Source organism: Streptosporangium lutulentum, from assembly GCF_030811455.1.
Lineage (GTDB): Bacteria > Actinomycetota > Actinomycetes > Streptosporangiales > Streptosporangiaceae > Streptosporangium > Streptosporangium lutulentum.
In genome coordinates this window covers 6,144,363-6,162,037 of record NZ_JAUSQU010000001.1, presented here as the reverse complement: position 1 = coordinate 6,162,037, position 17,675 = coordinate 6,144,363, and the positions used below count along the sequence as shown (strand labels likewise).

At 67.9% G+C, this 17,675-nt stretch carries 13 protein-coding genes and 1 other RNA gene; 9 read left to right on the top strand and 5 right to left on the bottom strand.

The features are described 5' to 3' along the window. Positions 1–81 precede the first annotated feature (81 nt). Positions 82–273, bottom strand: a complete 192-nt coding sequence (locus tag J2853_RS27345) for a hypothetical protein (RefSeq protein ID WP_307562837.1) — start codon at positions 271–273, stop codon at positions 82–84. Between the two features lie 235 nt (positions 274–508). Here J2853_RS27345 and ftsE point away from each other — a divergent pair, with 235 nt between their 5' ends. The 5 genes from ftsE to ssrA all read left to right on the top strand — a co-directional run bounded on the left by ftsE (position 509) and on the right by ssrA (position 5,476). Next, on the top strand, positions 509–1,198 hold the full coding sequence (ftsE, locus tag J2853_RS27340) for a cell division ATP-binding protein FtsE (protein ID WP_307562835.1): 690 nt from the start codon (positions 509–511) through the stop codon (positions 1,196–1,198). A 32-nt stretch (positions 1,199–1,230) separates the two neighbouring features. Beyond that, entirely contained in the window at positions 1,231–2,139 is a 909-nt protein-coding gene (gene ftsX, locus J2853_RS27335; RefSeq protein ID WP_307562833.1) for a permease-like cell division protein FtsX, read from the top strand. A gap of 136 nt (positions 2,140–2,275) precedes the next feature. Then, positions 2,276–2,743, top strand: a complete 468-nt coding sequence (gene smpB / locus J2853_RS27330) for an SsrA-binding protein SmpB (protein WP_307562830.1) — start codon at positions 2,276–2,278, stop codon at positions 2,741–2,743. A gap of 2 nt (positions 2,744–2,745) precedes the next feature. Next, entirely contained in the window at positions 2,746–4,629 is a 1,884-nt protein-coding gene (locus tag J2853_RS27325; RefSeq protein WP_307562828.1) for a penicillin-binding transpeptidase domain-containing protein, read from the top strand. Positions 4,630–5,091: 462 nt separating this feature from the next. After that, positions 5,092–5,476: a transfer-messenger RNA gene (gene ssrA / locus J2853_RS27320) on the top strand. Positions 5,477–5,772: 296 nt separating this feature from the next. Here the strand turns inward: ssrA and glpK are convergent. Continuing rightward, a complete protein-coding gene (gene glpK / locus J2853_RS27315) occupies positions 5,773–7,290 on the bottom strand; it encodes a glycerol kinase GlpK (protein WP_307562827.1) in 1,518 nt (505 codons plus the stop codon). A gap of 54 nt (positions 7,291–7,344) precedes the next feature. Next, on the bottom strand, positions 7,345–8,226 hold the full coding sequence (locus J2853_RS27310) for an MIP/aquaporin family protein (protein WP_307562825.1): 882 nt from the start codon (positions 8,224–8,226) through the stop codon (positions 7,345–7,347). Between the two features lie 626 nt (positions 8,227–8,852). On the opposite strand from J2853_RS27310, the gene J2853_RS27305 reads away from it, so the two are divergent. Continuing rightward, positions 8,853–9,920 (top strand): polysaccharide deacetylase family protein, encoded by a 1,068-nt coding sequence (locus J2853_RS27305; RefSeq protein WP_307562823.1) that lies wholly within the window; start codon positions 8,853–8,855, stop codon positions 9,918–9,920. A gap of 149 nt (positions 9,921–10,069) precedes the next feature. Here J2853_RS27305 and J2853_RS27300 read toward each other — a convergent pair whose 3' ends face one another. Together J2853_RS27300 and J2853_RS27295 are read right to left on the bottom strand one after the other, a co-directional pair. After that, entirely contained in the window at positions 10,070–11,236 is a 1,167-nt protein-coding gene (locus J2853_RS27300; RefSeq protein WP_307562821.1) for a S1C family serine protease, read from the bottom strand. Positions 11,237–11,255: 19 nt separating this feature from the next. Then, the gene (locus J2853_RS27295; RefSeq protein WP_307562818.1) at positions 11,256–12,719 is read right to left on the bottom strand and encodes an AMP-binding protein; all 1,464 of its coding nucleotides are present in this window, start codon (positions 12,717–12,719) and stop codon (positions 11,256–11,258) included. A gap of 550 nt (positions 12,720–13,269) precedes the next feature. Between J2853_RS27295 and J2853_RS27290 the strand changes: the two genes are divergently transcribed. The 3 genes from J2853_RS27290 (at position 13,270) to J2853_RS27280 (ending at position 17,670) form a co-directional block, all read left to right on the top strand. Next, on the top strand, positions 13,270–13,950 hold the full coding sequence (locus J2853_RS27290; RefSeq protein WP_307562816.1) for a hypothetical protein: 681 nt from the start codon (positions 13,270–13,272) through the stop codon (positions 13,948–13,950). 255 nt (positions 13,951–14,205) lie between these two features. Next, positions 14,206–16,440: an acyl-CoA dehydrogenase family protein gene (locus J2853_RS27285; protein WP_307562813.1), complete on the top strand. Its 2,235-nt coding sequence runs from the start codon at positions 14,206–14,208 to the stop codon at positions 16,438–16,440. Between the two features lie 117 nt (positions 16,441–16,557). Further along, positions 16,558–17,670, top strand: a complete 1,113-nt coding sequence (locus J2853_RS27280; RefSeq protein ID WP_307562811.1) for an NAD(P)H-dependent flavin oxidoreductase — start codon at positions 16,558–16,560, stop codon at positions 17,668–17,670. Positions 17,671–17,675: the final 5 nt, after the last annotated feature.

Below are 17,675 nucleotides of genomic sequence, written 5' to 3'. Positions count from 1 at the left end.
TGCCCGCGGCCGCTCTTCGGGGTTCTCGGCCGTCCGTGGGGGACCAAGCGCTCGTGAGGGTCCTTGGTCGCCCGTGGAGGATCAGGCGCCCGTGAGGTGCCTCAGCGCGAGGGTGAGGAAGAAGAGCGCGATCAGCGCCAGCGAGATGAGCGCCGGCGTCATCCCTCCCATGCCGTTCTGGTGCATCCGCTCGCGGTTGGCGCGGCAGAGGGGACAGCGGCCTTCGGCGACGGGATGAGCGCACCCCGCGCAGACCAGGTCTTCACAACTCATGAGGTCCTCCCTCTTCGAGGTCAGAACTACTTTATGCGGTTGTTACCGGGCGCCGAATCGTTTTGTTTCCGTTATGGACGTTCCATGCCAGTCTTCCCCCTAGACTGGGCTGCGGCCAACCGGAACGTCGATCCAGAGTAAAGACCGGCGCCCTCCGGCCGGCGCGAGGCGGAAGTGGACCTCTGCCACTCCCGAGACCGTCCTACCCCCTAGACTGGCATGCCGTGATGCGCCTGTGATCCATTTTGATAATGTCACCAAGGTCTACGTGAACCAGAACCGGCCCGCGTTGGACCACGTCAGCGTCGATGTCGACAAGGGCGAGTTCGTATTCCTCGTCGGCCCCTCGGGGTCCGGGAAGTCGACCTTCCTTCGACTGGTCCTGAAGGAGGAGCGCCCCGACTCCGGTGCGATCCACGTGGCCGGTAAGGATCTTGCCCGACTGTCCAACTTCAAGATCCCGCACCTGCGCCGTCGGATTGGTTGCGTGTTCCAGGACTTCCGACTGCTCCCGAACAAGAACGTGTACGAAAACGTCGCGTTCGCTCTGGAGGTGATCGGCAAGCCCAGGCGATTCATCCGTAAGGTGGTCCCCGAGGTCGTCGAGCTCGTCGGCCTCGAAGGCAAGGCCCACCGGATGCCCGACGAGCTTTCCGGTGGTGAGCAGCAGCGGGTCGCGATGGCCCGGGCGTTCGTCAACCGGCCGATGATCCTGCTGGCCGACGAACCGACCGGAAACATCGACCCCGCGACGAGTATCGGCATCATGAAGGTGCTCGACCGGATCAACCGGACCGGCACCACGGTTGTCATGGCCACTCACGACGCGGCCATCGTCGACTCCATGCGCAAGCGCGTAGTGGAACTGGAGGACGGCAAGATCGTCCGAGACCAGTCGCGTGGCGTGTACGGCCAGGCGTACTGACACCAGGGACCGGCAAAAGCGACAGGAAGAGCATGCGGGCAAACTTCATCTTCTCCGAGGTCTGGATCGGCCTCCGCCGTAACCTCACGATGACGATCGCCGTCGTCGTGACCGTGGCGATCGGCATGGCGTTGCTGGGCGTTGGCCTGATGATCAACTCTCAGATCTCCAGCATGAGAGACTTCTGGACGGACAAGGTCGAGGTCTCGGTCTTCCTGTGCAAGAAGAACGACGCCTTCCCGCAGTGCAAGGGCAGCGGCGGCGTCAACGCGCAGGAGCAGGCGGACCTCAAGGCGACCATCGAGGCCATGCCGGAGGTCCAGCAGGTCACCTTCGAGAACGCGGCCGAGGCCTACAAGAACTTCCGGACCCAGAACGCCAACAACACCGTGCTGCTCTCGGCGATCCAGGTCGATGACATGCCCGAGTCGTTCCGCGTGAAGCTCAAGGATCCAGAGACCTACGGCGCGGTGATCGAACGGCTCAGCGGCGCCCCGGGAGTCTCCAATGTGATCAATCAGAAGGAGCTTCTGGAGAAGTTCTTCGGATTGCTGGAGAAACTCCGCTGGGCGGCACTGGTGGTGGCGATCATCCTGGTGTTCGCCGCGACGCTTCAGATCGGTAACACGGTCCGGCTCTCGGCCTACAACCGAAGACGTGAGACCGGCATCATGCGCCTGGTCGGTGCCTCCAACCTCTACATCCAGCTTCCGTTCGTGATGGAGGGCGTCATCTCCGGCCTGATCGGCGGTGTGGTGGCCGCGATGCTGCTGATCGTCAGCAAGGTGTTCCTCTTCGACGCCGTGCAGGTCGCCCTCAACAACAACAGCGAGCTGGCGTGGGAGACGGTCGCGTCGGTGATCAGCCTCACGATGGTCTTCGGAGTGCTCATCTGTGTGCTCGCGTCGTTCGTCACGCTCCGTCGTTACCTACGGGTCTGACGAGCCGGTGATCGTGCCCGCCGTACTCACCGTGCGCACAGGGCGCTTCCGCCGGTTTCGCGTGCCGTGTTCCGCGCCTGTCTCGTTTCCGCTTTCGGGCGCGGCTCACACCCCCGGTCCCCGGTAGGCTCCAGGCATGCCACGTGAGACCGGGCGGAAGGTCATCGCCCAGAACAAGCGTGCCTGGCACGATTACCACATCGAGGACACCTACGAGGCTGGTCTCGTGCTGCAGGGCACAGAGGTCAAGTCGCTACGTCTTGGCCGGGCCTCCCTCCTCGACGGCTATGCCGTCATCAAGGACGGCGAGGCCTGGCTGATCAACGTCCACATCCCCGCCTACACGATGGGGACGTGGACCAACCACGCCGCGCGCCGTACCCGCAAGCTGCTGCTTCACCGTAAGGAGATCGCCAAGCTGGTCGCCAAGACCAAGGAAGGCGGTCTCACGCTGGTGCCGCTCGCCCTCTACTTCAAGGACGGCAAGGCCAAAATCGAGATCGGCCTCGCCAAGGGTAAGAAGGACTGGGACAAGCGGCAGACGCTGGCGGAGAATCAGGCCAAGCGCGAGATGGCCCGCGAGTTCAGGCACAGGAACAGGTAATCGTGACGGGGAAGGCTCGGCGTACCGTCGCCGCCGCGCTCGCGCTGGCGGCGATGACTCCCATGCTGTCCGGGTGTCTGGAGGAGCCTTCGGCCCACGAGGCGGTGCGTGACTTCCTGGTCGGCTGGCAGACGGGTGACTACGCCGAGGCGGCCAGTCGCACCGACGGGAACGAGAAGGTGGTCCGCAAGGCTCTGGAGGACGCCAAACTCCAGCTCGACGCCGCCTCGTTCCGGTTCGACCTCACCGGGATCCGGGGCACCGGGGATCAGGTGGAGGCCGATTTCAGGGCCGAGGTCGACCTGGGGGAGAACAACCCCCTCTGGGAGTACGACGGCAAACTCCCGCTCCACCTGGTGGACGGCAGCTGGAAGGTGCGCTGGTCGCCCAGCGTGCTCCACCCTCAGCTCCACGAGGGCCAGCGCTTCGCGGTGGACGTCATCCCCCAGGAACGCCAGCCGATCCTGGACCGCCACCGTGACCCGCTCCAGCAGCAGGCCACCCTGTACGTGGCGAGTGTGGTCCCGGCCGCGTTGAAGAACGCGGAGGAGGTCTGCGAGCGGCTCTCCAAGATCACTGGATTCCCGCAGGATCGCCTGCTGAGCCGGATCCGCTCCGCCCGGCCCAACATCGAGGTGCCGCTCGTCACCTTCGGCCGCGCCAAGTTCGCCCAGCTCGGTGATCAGATCACGGCCATTCCCGGCGTCGAGATCGCCCGGCAGCCGCAGTCGCTCGCACCCGACTCGCCCACCCAGATCGTCGGCAGTGTCACCGCGGTCACCCCGGAGCTCGTCCAGCAGCTCGGCGGACCGCAGCGGGCCGGAGACACGGTGGGCCGGACCGGGCTGCAGAAGGCGTACCAGGAGCACCTGACCGGCTCGACCGAGACCCGCGTGGTGACCGTGGATCTCAAGGATCCGACGAAGGTGACCGAGCTCAAGAAGTGGAATCCCGATCGCGCCACCTCGCCGGTCCTGACCACGCTCGACCGTACGGAGCAGAAGACCGCCGACGCCGCGTTGAGCGGCGGAACCCCCGGCATGCTGGTCGCGGTCCAGGCCTCGACCGGTGAGGTGCTGGCCGTCTCCACCACCAAGGAGTACAACCAGGAGACAGACGCGTTCGACGGGAAGTTCCCCGCCGGAAGCACCTTCTCGATCATGTCCGTCGAGGCTCTGATCAAGGCCCAGATGGATCCCAAGCAGAAGCTCGCGTGCCCCCCCGATCGCAGTGTCGGCGGCGCCCGGTTCCATCAGGCGGCGCCGCCCGTCGGGGAGACGCCGAGCCTTCAGGCCAACTTCGCCAGCGGGTGCGTGACCGCGCTCGCCTCGCTCGCCCGCAGGATCGGAGGCTCCGAGCTGAAGGCCAGCGCCACCCAGTTCGGCATCGGGGCGCCGTGGACCCTTCCGTTGAAGACCTTCAGCGGCTCGATGAAGCCGCTGAGCACGGACGCGGCGACGGCCAGAGCCATCGCCGGCCAGAACGTCCTGGTCAGCCCGCTGTCCATGGCGCTGGTCGCGGGAGCGGTCGCCTCGGGCACCTGGCGGCCGCCCGTCCTGGTCACCGAGCCGAAGACGCTCGACCCGTCCGTCGAGGCCGCGCCGCCCAAGCCGCTGAACCCGGTCCCGCTCGACGCGAAGACGGTCGAGACCCTCCGCATCTTCATGCGCTCCGGCGTGGTCGCGGGTTCCGCCCGTGCCGCCGCGGCTCCGGGCGGCTCCGTCTACGGAATCACCGCCGTCGCGACCCGCGACCGCAAGCCGCTGTCCTGGTTCGTGGGCTGGCAGGGAGACGTGGCGGTGGCGGTGCTGGCGGCGAGCCCGGACCCCACGGCGGGGGCGGCCATCGCGGGGCGGTTCTTCCGGGGCCCGCACCCCACCCTGTGACTCTCTGAAATATTCTTTTCACCCTGAGCAACCATCGGGCGCCTCTTTTGCGTCTTTCTCAGTGACTGGGCACCGCTTGGGGGGTTGCGGACTCAGTCGCTGTGATGAGGTCAGGGCTTCAATCTCGGGGGAGGCCCTGCCGTCCGGGCCGGCTCGACCCTGCCGGTCACACCCCGGGGACGCGTGCGATCAAGCCGCGTCCCCGGGGTTCGGCACCTCTGAGATCTCGTGCGTTCCCATGCGCGCCCGGTCCCTCACCGGCGTCCCGCGGTCCCCGTCGTCTCCCGGGTCTCACCCGCTCTCCTGTGCTCTCACCTCGTCTCCTGCCGCCTCGCTTCGTCTTTTGAGGGCTCGTACCGCCTCGTACGGCGCGCCCTCCGGGAATTCAGTTGGCGTTATCACCGTTGTAACGGGTATCTTCGGATAGCTCGGTCCCTCGGGATCGGGTTGACAATTCAACAGGGGGGTGACTGGTTTCGACTTTGGCTTTGCAAGTCAGGTGAAGCGGGTCGAGGACTGCGGACATAACCTCGTTAACACTGTGACCGCGACCAACAAGTGCCAATAAGACGCACTCCGAAGTCAGCCAGGGCAACCTGGCACTCGCCGCCTAAGCAGCGAGTGACTTCTGCCAGCCCGGGAGCGCCTCCGGCCCGGATCTGGCATCGCTAGGAGGCTCAACCGATCGACCCGGCCACGGGGAAGATCGGGAAATCAAACAGTGGCTGAGCCTGTCGGCGTCTTGCCTGTGTGATCGCCGGGGCTGAGAAAAGCACAACAGGCTCCACCCGGAGAAGCCCTGTCTTGGAGTTGAAGGACGCGGGTTCGATTCCCGCCACCTCCACCCCCGTTCCGTATTCGAACCGTACGGAACAGATCGCCGAAGGGCGGTCGGTGGGCGACATCGCCCACCGACCGCCCTTCGGCTTTTGCCCGTCTTCCACCTGAAGATCATCTTTCGGGTCGGGTCATCCGCCGCCGCATGGACGATCTCCGTCGCGGACCTCCCGGGAAGCGTGACGGCGGCGCCTCATCGTCACGATGAGCGCAGGGATCGGCATCCCGCGCATCCGTGAACGTCCGGCACCGGGTCGGCCGGTACCGGATCACACGGATCCGATACCGGGCCCCGCCGGACTCCGATCAGGACACGTCGACCCAGTCGAGGGTCCGGGTGACCGCCTTCTTCCAGCCGGCGTAACCGGTGGCCCGCTGCTCGTCGGACCACTCCGGCTGCCAGCGCCGGCCCTCCAGCCAGTTCTGCTTGAGCTCGTCGGTCGACTTCCAGAAGCCGACGGCCAGCCCCGCCGCGTAGGCGGCGCCCAGCGCCGTCGTCTCGGCCACAACGGGCTTGGACACGGGCACCCCGAGGACGTCGGCCTGGATCTGCATGCACAGCTCGTTGGCGGTGACGCCGCCGTCGACCCTGAGGACGTCGAGGCTGACGCCCGAGTCCTGGCGCATGGCCTCGACCACGTCGCGGCTCTGGTAGCAGATCGCCTCCAGCGTGGCGCGCGCGATGTGCGCGTTGTTGTTGAAGCGCGACAGGCCGACGATGGCGCCCCGGGCGTCGGACCGCCAGTACGGGGCGAACAGCCCGGAGAAGGCGGGGACGAAGTAGACGCCGCCGTTGTCCTCGGCGTGCCGGGCGAGCGTCTCGCTCTGCTCGGCCCCGGAGATGATGCCGAGCTGGTCGCGGAGCCACTGAACGGCCGAGCCGGTCACGGCGATGGAGCCTTCGAGCGCGTACACCGGAGCGCTCTCGCCGAAGCGGTAGCAGACGGTGGTGAGCAGGCCGTGCTTCGACCGTACCAGCTCGGTGCCGGTGTTGAGCAGCAGGAAGTTACCGGTGCCGTAGGTGTTCTTGGCCTCGCCGACCTCGAAGCACACCTGCCCGACGGTGGCCGCCTGCTGGTCGCCGAGGTCGCCGGAGAGCGCGACCTCACCCTTGAGCGGGCCGATCTTGCGGGTCATGCCGTACAGGCCGGGGTGGGATGAGGGCTGGATGGACGGCAGCATCTGCCGGGGGATGCCGAAGAACGACAGCAGTTCGTCGTCCCACTCCAGGGTCTCCAGATCCATGAGCATGGTACGGCTGGCGTTGGTGGGATCGGTGACGTGCACGCCGCCGTCCGTGCCGCCGGTCAGGTTCCACAGCAGCCACGAGTCGGTGTTCCCGAAGATGGCCTCTCCGGCCTCGGCCGCCTGGCGCACCCCGTCGACGTTCTCCAGGATCCACTGGATCTTTCCGCCGGAGAAGTACGTCGCCGGGGGGAGACCGGCCTTGTGACGGATGACGTCGCCCCTGCCGTCACGGTCGAGCGCCGAGGCGATGCGGTCGGTGCGGGTGTCCTGCCAGACGATGGCGTTGTAGTACGGCCGGCCGGTGACCCGGTTCCAGACCACGGTCGTCTCGCGCTGGTTGGTGATGCCGAGTGCGGCGAGGTCCGAGGCGACCAGGTTGGCACCGTTCAGCCCCGTCTCGACGACAGCCCTCGTGCGCTCCCAGATCTCTGTCGGATTGTGCTCGACCCAGCCGGCCTGCGGCAGGATCTGCTTGTGTTCGAGCTGGTGGATGGCTATCTCGTTGCCACCGTGATCGAAGATCATGAAGCGGGTGCTCGTCGTCCCTTGATCGATTGCTCCGACGAAGTCAGGCATGGATGGTGCCTCCTCATGAGGGTCGGCTTGGGGAGAGGCTTGGGCCGCTGGTTTTCAGGTGGGCTTGTAGTCGGTGGGAGGCGCCACCCGGCCTGCCTCGGGTATTTCCTCCTCCGGCAGGAAACGGGCCACCAGGGTCTGGTAGAGGCCCGCGCCGATCAGTCCCCCGATCACCGGTGCAACGATCGGTACCCAGAAGTAGAGCTGGCCATACTGATCTCGCCAGGCGTTCTGATAGCCGGTGAGGAACGAGGCGAGCCGCGGCCCGAAGTCACGGGCCGGGTTGATGGCGTAGCCCGCGTTGGTTCCCCAGGCCATGCCGATGCCCACGACGATGAGGCCGACGATGAAGGGGGCGAGGTTCGCCAGCGGGGCCGAGTTGCGCGTGTCGGAGACGGCGAGGATGAGCAGGAGCAGGATCGCGGTGCCGATCACCTGGTCGCGGAACGCGCCCCAGGTGCCGATGGGCAGGGATCCGTTGCCGGGCAGTGTGGAGAAGACGCTCTGCGTCTTGGTGGTCAGCCCGGGGTCGACCTTTTCGAGCACTTCGCCGTAGTTGAAGCGGACGATGATCGCGGCCACGAACGCCCCGGCGGTCTGCGCCAGCGCGTAGGGCGCGACCTTGTACCACGGGAACCCTTTGAACGCGGCGAGGGCGATCGTGACGGCGGGGTTGAGATGGGCGCCGCTGATGCGACCCGCGACGTAGACACCCATCGTGACGCCGATGCCCCAGGCCCAGGCGATGCTGTCGTGGTCGCCGATGCCGCCGCCCACGACCTGGGCCACGACGCCCACCCCGAACAGGATCAGGATCAGGGTTCCCACGAACTCGGCCGCCACCTCACCGAGCAGTCCACGCTCCTTCAGCCGCCCGATCACTCCGCGGGCTTTCCGCCGATCCGGCACTCCGTGGGCTTCCACACGTCCCGCCATGTCTTCTCCTCACGGTAAAGAATTCGCCTCACCAGCCCTCGCCCTACCCCCGGGCGGACCCGGAGTGCCGACGGACGAGCCGTCGAGGGAAGCCGTCATGGAAGGACGAACCTCTCGGCTGACCGGGACGTTAGGCGCGAAACGGGACGCGGTCAACGGTGGAGTGACATTTATGTCAAATATTGGTCAGAAATATTGGTCATTAGTAACATTTCCTGACCCTAGAGGGGTGGACGCCTAGAGGCCGGGTTGACCTGGGAAGACGTGCGACGCGCACCGGCCGTCGGGCAAAGGCGGACCCACACCGGGCAAAGACGGCCCCAACGAGAGGTCTGTCACCGAGATCGATGCCTCTTGCGCACCCCGGAGTCCGCGGCGCCGCCCGCCGGAGCCGGCCCGGTCGACGAGGCGGTCGTTGCCGACGGTCGCGCCCTGGCCGCGGGGTGTCCTCCGGCGTCGGGTGGCGGCCGGAGGGCCACCGGGACCGGTGAGGACATGATTGCCTCGATGTCCCGGCAATGGGTGATCCGACCCCTGCCGGGGTACGAAGCTTTGCTTCGGCTGGAGGTCGGCCCGCAGGTCAAAGGGGGATGAGAAGCGTATCGCCGGTGCGCTTGGAGGATGAGATGGGCCGTCTTAAAGTGGTCACGGTCGGTACTGTGGTCGTCGCGGTGAGTGCCACCATGTCCGGATGCACGTCGGGGAACGACGATTCACAAGGTAAAGACCCCAAAGTCGCCGCCGCGGTCAAGGCATCGGCGGCCGCGGCCGTTCAGGCGAACCTCATCAAGACCAAAACCGCGGCCGCCGCCAAGGTCAAGGCCAACGAGCTGGGCCAGGTCCCCGTTCTCATGTATCACCGGATAGTGGACAAGCCGGGCAACCAGGACGACCGCACTCCCGAGCAGTTCCGCACGGAGCTGGAACGGCTGGCGGCGGAGGACTACGTCGCGGTCACGGCGGCCGAGTACGTCACCGGGCGCATGGACATTCCGGCGGGTAAGCACCCCGTCGTCCTCACCTTCGATGATTCGTCCCCCTCGCAGTTCGAGCTGGACGGGACGGGCGCCCCCAAACCGAACACCGCCGTCGCGATCCTCCAGGACGTGGCCCAGCGCCACCCGGGGTTCCGCGGGGTGGGCACGTTCTACGTGACGCGCGACATGTTCGGGAAAACGACGCCCGAGGAGCGGGCGCAGGTGCTGCTCTGGCTCGTCGGCAAGGGGTACGACATCGGCAACCACACGCACGACCACCTGAGCCTGCGCGGGAAGCCGGAGAAGACGGTCAACGCCGAGGTGGCGAAGGGGCACCGGCTCATCACCAGCCTGATCAACGCCGTCCCCGTCACGATCGCCCTGCCGTACGGCAACCAGCCCAACACCAAGGAGTGGGCGCTCAAGGGCACTTCGGGGGACGTCTCCTACAACTACGGCGGCGTGTTCCTCGCCGGATACACCCCGGCCATGTCGCCCTTCAACAAGAAGTTCGACCCGCTCGGCATCCCGCGGATCCGGTCGATGGACAAGAAGGGCGACTGCGCCCGCTTCTGCTCCGTGGCCTGGCTCGACTGGCTGAAGGCCAACGCCGACGAGCGCTACACCTCGGACGGCGATGCGAAGACGGTCGCCTATCCCAAGTTCAAGGCGCCCTTCATGCTCATGAGCTTCGCCGGCCGTTCCCTTCCCTACTGACCGCGCTCGTCCCGGCCGGGCGTCGTTCCCTCCCGCGGACGTCACCGGCCGTTTCCCTCCCCGCTGACCGCATTCGTCTCGTCCCGGTCTCGTTCCCTTCCCGCGGGCCCCTGGAACCGATCCGCCAGGGGCCCGCGGGAAGAGGAGGATCAACTGCTGGGAAGCTCGCCGAGGACGATCGTGATGGTCGAGGTGGAGCCGTCGGGCCGCAGGATCTGGACCGTGGCCTGGTCACCGGGGTTGAGGGTGGCGAGGACCTCCGACAGTGACTGAGTGTCCGAGATGCGGACGTTGTTGATTGATATGAGCACGTCGCCGGATTTGATGCCGGCCTTTTCCGCACCGCTTCCCTTGCTCACCCGCACGACGCCGACGCCCACGGGCCGGCCGTCGACACCGATCACGGTCTGCACCGTGACGCCGAGGGCGGCGCGATGGGTGTTGGTGACCTTGCCGTCCTGAATGATCTGCGCGGCGATGTCGGTGACGACGTTGGACGGGATCGCGAAACCGATGCCCGGCGCCGGGCCGCCGCCGAGCTCGGGATTGAGGGCGGCCAGGGTCGGGATGCCGATGACCTCGCCCGCGAGGTTGACCAGGGCGCCGCCGCTGTTGCCCGGATTGATCGCGGCGGAGGTCTGGATGGCGCCGGTGATCGTCGCGCCGGGTGATCCCTCGTCGTCGGATTCGCTGACCGTACGGCCCAGCGCGGAGATGATCCCGTTGGTGACGCTGCCGGACAGGCCCAGAGGGTTGCCCATGGCCAGGACGATCTGGCCGACGCGCAGCTTGCGCGAGTCGCCGAACACGGCGGGTGTGAGCCCTTCGGGCTTGTCCACCTTGATCACGGCCAGATCGCCGAGACCGAAGGACTCCACCAGCTTGGCCGTCCGTGGAGCGCCGCCGGTGGCGAGCGTGACCTGGAACCGGTTCGCGTTGCCGACCACATGGGCGTTGGTGACGATGTGGCCCGCCCTGTCGTAGACGATGCCCGACCCGAGGCCGTTGTCCGTGGTGATCTGCACGATGGAAGGCAGAACCCTGGTGATGACCCGTTCGTAGGCCGCCTCCAGGGCGGTCGCGTCCGGCGGGGCCCCGGCGGGAGCACTGGGCGAGGGGCTGGGCGGGGCGGTGGGCGAGGTGCTGAGCGAGGCGGTGGGCGAAGTGGTGGGCGGGGTGCTGAGTGAGACGCTGGACGAGGCGGTGGGGGTGGCGGCGGCGAGGTCGGCCGGTGGTGAATTCGCCCTCTGGCCACAGCCGGTGAGCGCTATGGCGACGGCGGCGAACAGTGCGATACGTGATGTTTTTTCCCCCATGCGGGGGTATCTTCCCAGCTCACGAAGGAAGATACGTCTCGCGCAGACCGCTCCGGCTAAGTTTGCCGGTGGGCGTGCGCGGGAGCTGCTCGCGATATTCGATCACGCGGGGATGCTTGAGGCGGGCCAGCCGGGGCACGCAGTGAGCCAGCAGGTCGGCGGTGAGGCCGGGACCGGGCTCGGCGTCCGGTGCGGGCTGGACCAGGGCGACGACCCGGTGCCCCCACTCCGGGTCGGGAACGCCGATCACGGCCACGTCCGCCACTGCGGGGTGTTCGAGGAGGGCCGCCTCGATCTCGGCGGGATAGATGTTCACGCCGCCGGAAATGATCAGGTCGGTGCGCCGGTCGCAGAGGAACAGGTATCCGGCCTCGTCCAGATAGCCGATGTCACCCGGGGTGTAGAGGCGGCCGCGCATCGCGGAGGCGGTTTTGGCCGGATCCTGGTGATACTCGAACCGGTTGACGCCGCTGATGTAGACCATGCCCGGTTCGCCGGGAGGGAGTTCGGCGCCGTCGTCGTCGATGATCGTGAACTTCATGCCGTCGACCGCCTGGCCGACGGTGCCGGGCCGCTTCAGCCACTGGGCCGAGGAGACCATGGTCGCCACGGCCGCCTCGGTCGAGCCGTAGTACTCCCACAGCACGGGGCCGAGCCACTCGATCATCGCCTGCTTGGTGGCCGGCGGGCAGGGCGCGGCACCGTGGTACAGATGCGTCAACGACGACAGATCGTGCTCTTTCCTGATGGCGGGAGGCAGGGCCAGCAGCCGGTGGAACATGGTCGGCACCATGAACGCGTTGGTGATCCGGTGCCGCTCGATCAACGCCAGCGTCTCCTCCGCGTCGAACCGCTCGGTCACCACGAGCGTGTGGCCGAACTGCAGCGCCATCATCGCCTGGCCGTACGGGGCGGAGTGGTAGAGCTGGGAGAGGATCAGGTGCACGCCGTCGAAGGGCAGCGCGAAGTGGCGCCAGCTCTTGCGCATCAGGATCGGGTAGAGATCCTCGGGGCTGAGCTCCAGCAGTCTGCGCCGCACGCCCTTGGGCTTGCCGGTGGTGCCCGAGGTGTAGAGCATCATCGACCCGGCCCTGCGCTCCTCGGGCGGGGTGACGGGTTGTCCCTGGGCGAGCTCGTCGAGCTCCAGGAACCCCTCCGGTACGGCCTGCGCGTACCGTTCGGAGCCGACCACCACCCGCGCGGCGCAGTCGGCGATGATGTAGCCGATCTCCTCGGCGGTGTAGTGCCAGTTCACCGGGACGTGATAGGCGCCGATCTGGTAGGTCGCGAGCATCATCGTGATCGCGTCCGCCCCGTTGGGCAGGACCGTCACCACGGTGTCGCCGGGCCGGGTGCCGCGGGCCACGAGGCCGTGGGAGACCTGATTGACCCGATCGTGGAGCTCGCCGTAGCTCACGGTGACATCCGCGATGACGGCGACACGTCCGGGATCGGCCGTTGCGATCTCATAGAAGCCCCTCATAGGCGCGACCATACAGAACGACATTCTGCTTGTGGAAGGGGGGACGCCATTGCCTGGGCTGGTGCACAGCTCGTGGCCGAAGCGTGATGCGATGAGGTTCACCATTCCCGCGAGGTGACATAATCTGGCGCCCATGGCGGATGTCGGCGGCAACGCCTCCGGGCGCTCTTATGAGAGATACCTCCCGTCCTATGACGCGCCCACAGCGCCCATTCCCGCCATTCCCACCGAAGACGGCTCGCCTGCCGGCCCTCGGGTGCCTCGCCGGTTTCCCATCGGAGACGGTGAGGAGACCGTTCTGGTCCCCCGGCCGAAATCCATTGGATCGTTCCTTTCACCCGGTTCCATGCCTTCGGGCTCACCGGGTTCACCGGGTTCACGGTCCCCGCAGGGCAGGGCCGGGGCCACGGAGACGTCGGGGACGACCAGGGGGAACGGCGACGCCCGAAGGGCGGCCGTGCCCGGTGGACGCGGCGCTTCCGGCAGGCCCGGTGTCCTCGGAAGACTGCTGAGGAAGATCGGTGACACCCCGATCCGGACGATCTACAGCATGGGGGCCGCCCTTCTCACCGCCGCCGCGGTCATCCTGGTCTTCGTCCTGTTCTCCGGCGACGAGCCCGCCGGGCAGGCGGGGGTTTCCCGGGCGAAGAGCCCCACCGCGGCGCCCACGCCGTCCGAGCCTCCGATCGAACTGCCCGCCCTGCCCAGGGCGACCGCCCTGAAGCCGCTGTCCGGCACGCCCAGTCCGGTGCTGGGCACGGTGACCGACGCCAAGACCGCGATCGTCTACTCCAAGCTGGGCAAGCCCTGGTCGATCAAGACCATCCCCTTGTTCTCCGCCGGCCAGCGGGTGGGCGCGACCGGGCCGCCCCATACGATGATCGCCTCCAGCCTGTTCCCCGGCGCCAAGCCGGTCGCGGATCTGAAAACCGACGCCGAATACCGCAGGGCGGCGCTGACGGCGGTGAGGTGGACGATCCGCACCCAGCATCCCGCGAGCAGCGAGGTCGCCTGGACCGCCTCGCAGAAGCCGGCCACCGGCAAGGGGTGGGTGCTCGGCTACCGGGTGACCTACGAGGTGGGGGGCAGGAAGCACAACTCCCAGGCGGCGCTCGCGCTGCTCGACATCGGCCGTCGCGAGCCCGCCATGCTCTTCGTGACCGTGCCCGACACGCGTAAGCGGCTCTGGGCCGACATCGCGCCCCTGATGGCGGGCGCCCGCGCGTTGTGACGACGCGTCCCGGGAGGCGAGGGGCCGGGGGCGCGATGGGGTGTGGTGACGGGGTTCGGGGTGTGACGGCGCTCCGGTGGTGACGGGGTTCGGGGTGCGGTGCTCCGATGGTGACGGCGTTCGGGGTGCGGCGGTGCTCTGGTCGGGACGGGGGCGTCCGCGTATACGGGCGTTGTGATGGTGAAATGCCCTGCATTGTGGTGGAAACATCTTCTAGAATATGATTCTGCCAATAAATCGTGTCTGGAGGCTGTTATGGCGATCGGGTTGAGCGAAGAGCACGAGGCGCTCCGGGAGTCGGTGACCGGCTGGGCGGAACGAAACATCCCGTCCCAGGTCGTGCGTGCCGCCATCGCGGCCGAGAACGAGGAGCGCCCCGCTTTCTGGTCCGGACTCGCCGACCAGGGCCTGCTCGGCCTGCACATCCCGGAGGAGTACGGCGGCAGCGGGTACGGCCTGCTGGAGACCGCCGTCGCCGTCGAGGCTCTCGGCGAGCGGGTGGCCCCCGGCCCCTACGTCCCCACCGTGTTCGCCGGCGCCGCGATCCTCGCCTCGGACGGCAAGGCTCACGCGGAGCTTCTTCCCGGGCTCGCCGACGGCACGCTGACCGGCGCGGTCGCGCTGGCCGGTTCGATCACGGGCACCCGGGGCGAGGACGGCACCCTGACCATCGGCGGCGTCGCCGAGCCGGTCCTGGGCGGCGCTCTCGCCGACATCCTGGTGCTCCCGGTGAGCACCGATCGCGGAGAGGAGTGGGTCGTGGTGGACGCCTCCGCCGCGACCGTGACGCCCGTCAAGTCGCTGGACCTCACCCGTGGCGTGGCCAAGGTCGAACTGGAGGCGGTGGCCGTACCGGCCGGACGGATCCTGGACGGGCTGGAGGGTCCCGGCGTCCTCAACCTGGGCGCGATCCTGTTCGGAGCGGAGGCCGCGGGTGTCGCGTCGTGGTGCGTGAGCGCCGCGTCCGATTACGCCAAGGTGCGCGTGCAGTTCGGCAGGCCGATCGGGCAGTTCCAGGGGGTCAAGCACAAGGCCGCCCGGATGCTCGTCGCGCTGGAGCAGGCCCGCGCGACCGTGTGGGACGCGACCCGCGCCGCGGAGGGGCAGGGCGGATCCGGGTCGAAGGAGATCACGGCCGACGAGCTGGCCTATGCCGCGGCGATCGCGGGCGTGGTCGCTCCCGACGCGGCCGTGCTGTGCGCCAAGGACGCCGTCCAGATCTTCGGCGGCATCGGTTACACCTACGAGCACGACGCTCACCTCTACTACCGCCGTGCCCTGACCCTGCGCGCGCTGCTCGGCTCCTCCGGCGAGTGGGCCGAGTCGGTGGCCGAGCTGGCGCTGAACGGCGTGAGCCGGGCAATGGAGATCGACCTCCCCGACGACGCCGCCGCGCTGCGCGAGGGGATCCGGGCGGAGATCGCCGAGATCGCCAAGCTGGAGGGCAAGGACCAGAAGCGGGCGCTGGCCAAGGGCGGCTACGTCATGCCGCACCTGGCCAAGCCGTGGGGCCGCGACGCCAAGCCGCTGGAGCAGGTGCTCATCATCCAGGAGCTGAGGGCCGCCCAGGTCAAGCTGCCTCAGATGATCATCGGTGCCTGGGTGGTGCCGTCCATCGTCGCGTACGGCACGCCCGAGCAGCAGGAGCGGTTCCTGCCGGCCACGCTGAGTGGCGAGATGATCTGGTGCCAGCTCTTCTCCGAGCCCGGGGCCGGTTCCGACCTCGCCGCGCTGCAGATGAAGGCGGAGAAGGTCGAGGGCGGCTGGAAGCTCAACGGCCAGAAGGTCTGGACCTCGGTGGCGCACTTCGCGGAGTGGGGCATCTGCATCGCCCGCAACTCCTCCGAGGGTTCCAAGCACGAGGGCATCACCTACTTCCTGGTCGACATGAAGGGCCAGGGCGTCACGGTCAGGCCGCTCACCGAGATGACCGGCGAGAACCTGTTCAACGAGGTCTTCCTCGACGACGTGTTCGTCCCGGACGAGCTGGTCGTCGGCGAGGTCGGCCAGGGCTGGAAGGTCGCCAGGAACACCCTGTCCAACGAGCGGGTCTCGCTCTCCTCGGGCTCCGGCGGCACCGGCTCGTCGGTCTCCGACCTGGTCGCGATGGCCGGACGGCTCGGCCGCGAGCTCACCCCGGCGGAGCGCCAGGAGCTGGCCCGCGTGGTCTGTGAGGGGCATTCGATCAGCGCGCTCGGCCTCCGGGTGACGCTGAAGCAGCTGACCGGAGTGGAGCCGGGCGCCGACGCCTCGGTCCGCAAGCTCCTGTCCACCTCGCACGCCCAGCACGTCGCGGAGTGCGCGGTCGAGTTGCTCGGCACCTCCGCCGTCATCGCCGCCGACATGAAGCTCGGCGACGCCGGTTACTGGAACCGCGCCGTGCTCTCCACCCGTGCCATGACGATCTACGGGGGCACCACGGAGGTCCAGCTCAACATCATCGGCGAGCGCATTCTCGGCCTGCCCCGCGACCCCGAGCCGGGCAAGTGACCGGGTCGGTGCTGGGGCCACTTATTGAAACAAGTTCTTGTTGATTTTTCCTACAGAAGAAAGGTTCTAGACTAGAACGCGTTGCAGTTTATTGGTCGAGGGTCGTACCGTGGGCGCATGCGGACACGTGTCACGGACATGCTTGGAATCGACCTTCCGATCTTCGCGTTCAGTCACTGCCGGGATGTCGTCGCCGCGGTCAGCCGCGCCGGCGGGATGGGAGTGCTCGGCGCGCTCGGCTTCAGCCCGGACGAGCTCGAAACGGAGCTCAGGTGGATCGATGACCACGTCGACGGCAAACCGTACGGCGTCGACGTGGTCATGCCCGCCTCCTACGTGGGAGGCGACCTGGGCGTCGACTCCGCCGAGGATCTGGTGGGACGGCTGCAGGGGATGATCCCCGACGGTCACCGGAAGTTCGTCGACGACCTGCTGGCCGCGCACGGCGTCCCTGAGCTGTCCGGCGTGGACGCGGGCAAGGTCCTGCTCGGCTGGACCGACACCACCGCCCGGCCGCAGGTCGAGGTGGCGCTCAGGCACCCGATCGCGCTGCTGGCCAACGCCCTCGGCCCGCCTCCCGCCGACGTGGTCGAGCTGGCGCACGCCAAGGGCGTGAAGGTGGCGGCGCTGGCCTCCACCCCCCGGCACGCGACCAAGCAGGTCGAGGTCGGCGTGGACATCGTCGTCGCCCAGGGCACCGAGGCGGGCGGGCACACCGGGGAGATCTCCACGATGGTGCTCCTCCCGCAGGTCGTGGACGCCGTGGACGTGCCGGTGCTGGCCGCCGGTGGCATCGGCAACGGGCGTCAGATGGCGGCGGGTATGGCCCTCGGCGCCGAGGGGGTGTGGACCGGGTCCATCTGGCTGACCGTCGAGGAGGCCGACACCTCCGAGGTGGTCAAGCAGCGCATCCTGCAGGCCACCTCCCGCGACACCGTGCGCTCCCGGTCGTGGACGGGAAAGCCCGCGCGCCTGCTGAAGAGCGAGTGGACCGAGGCCTGGGAGGCTCCCGACTCGCCCGGCACCCTGCCGATGCCGCTGCAGTACATGCTGATCTCGCCGGCGCTGCGCAGGATCGGCCGCTCCGACGCCGCCGAGCTGGCGACCTTCCCCGCCGGGCAGATCATCGGGACCATGAACCAGGTGAGGTCGACCAGGGACGTGGTGTTCGGGATGGTCGAGGAGTACATCGAGGCCACCGAGCGCCTGGGCCGTCTGACCCGGGACTAGGGCGT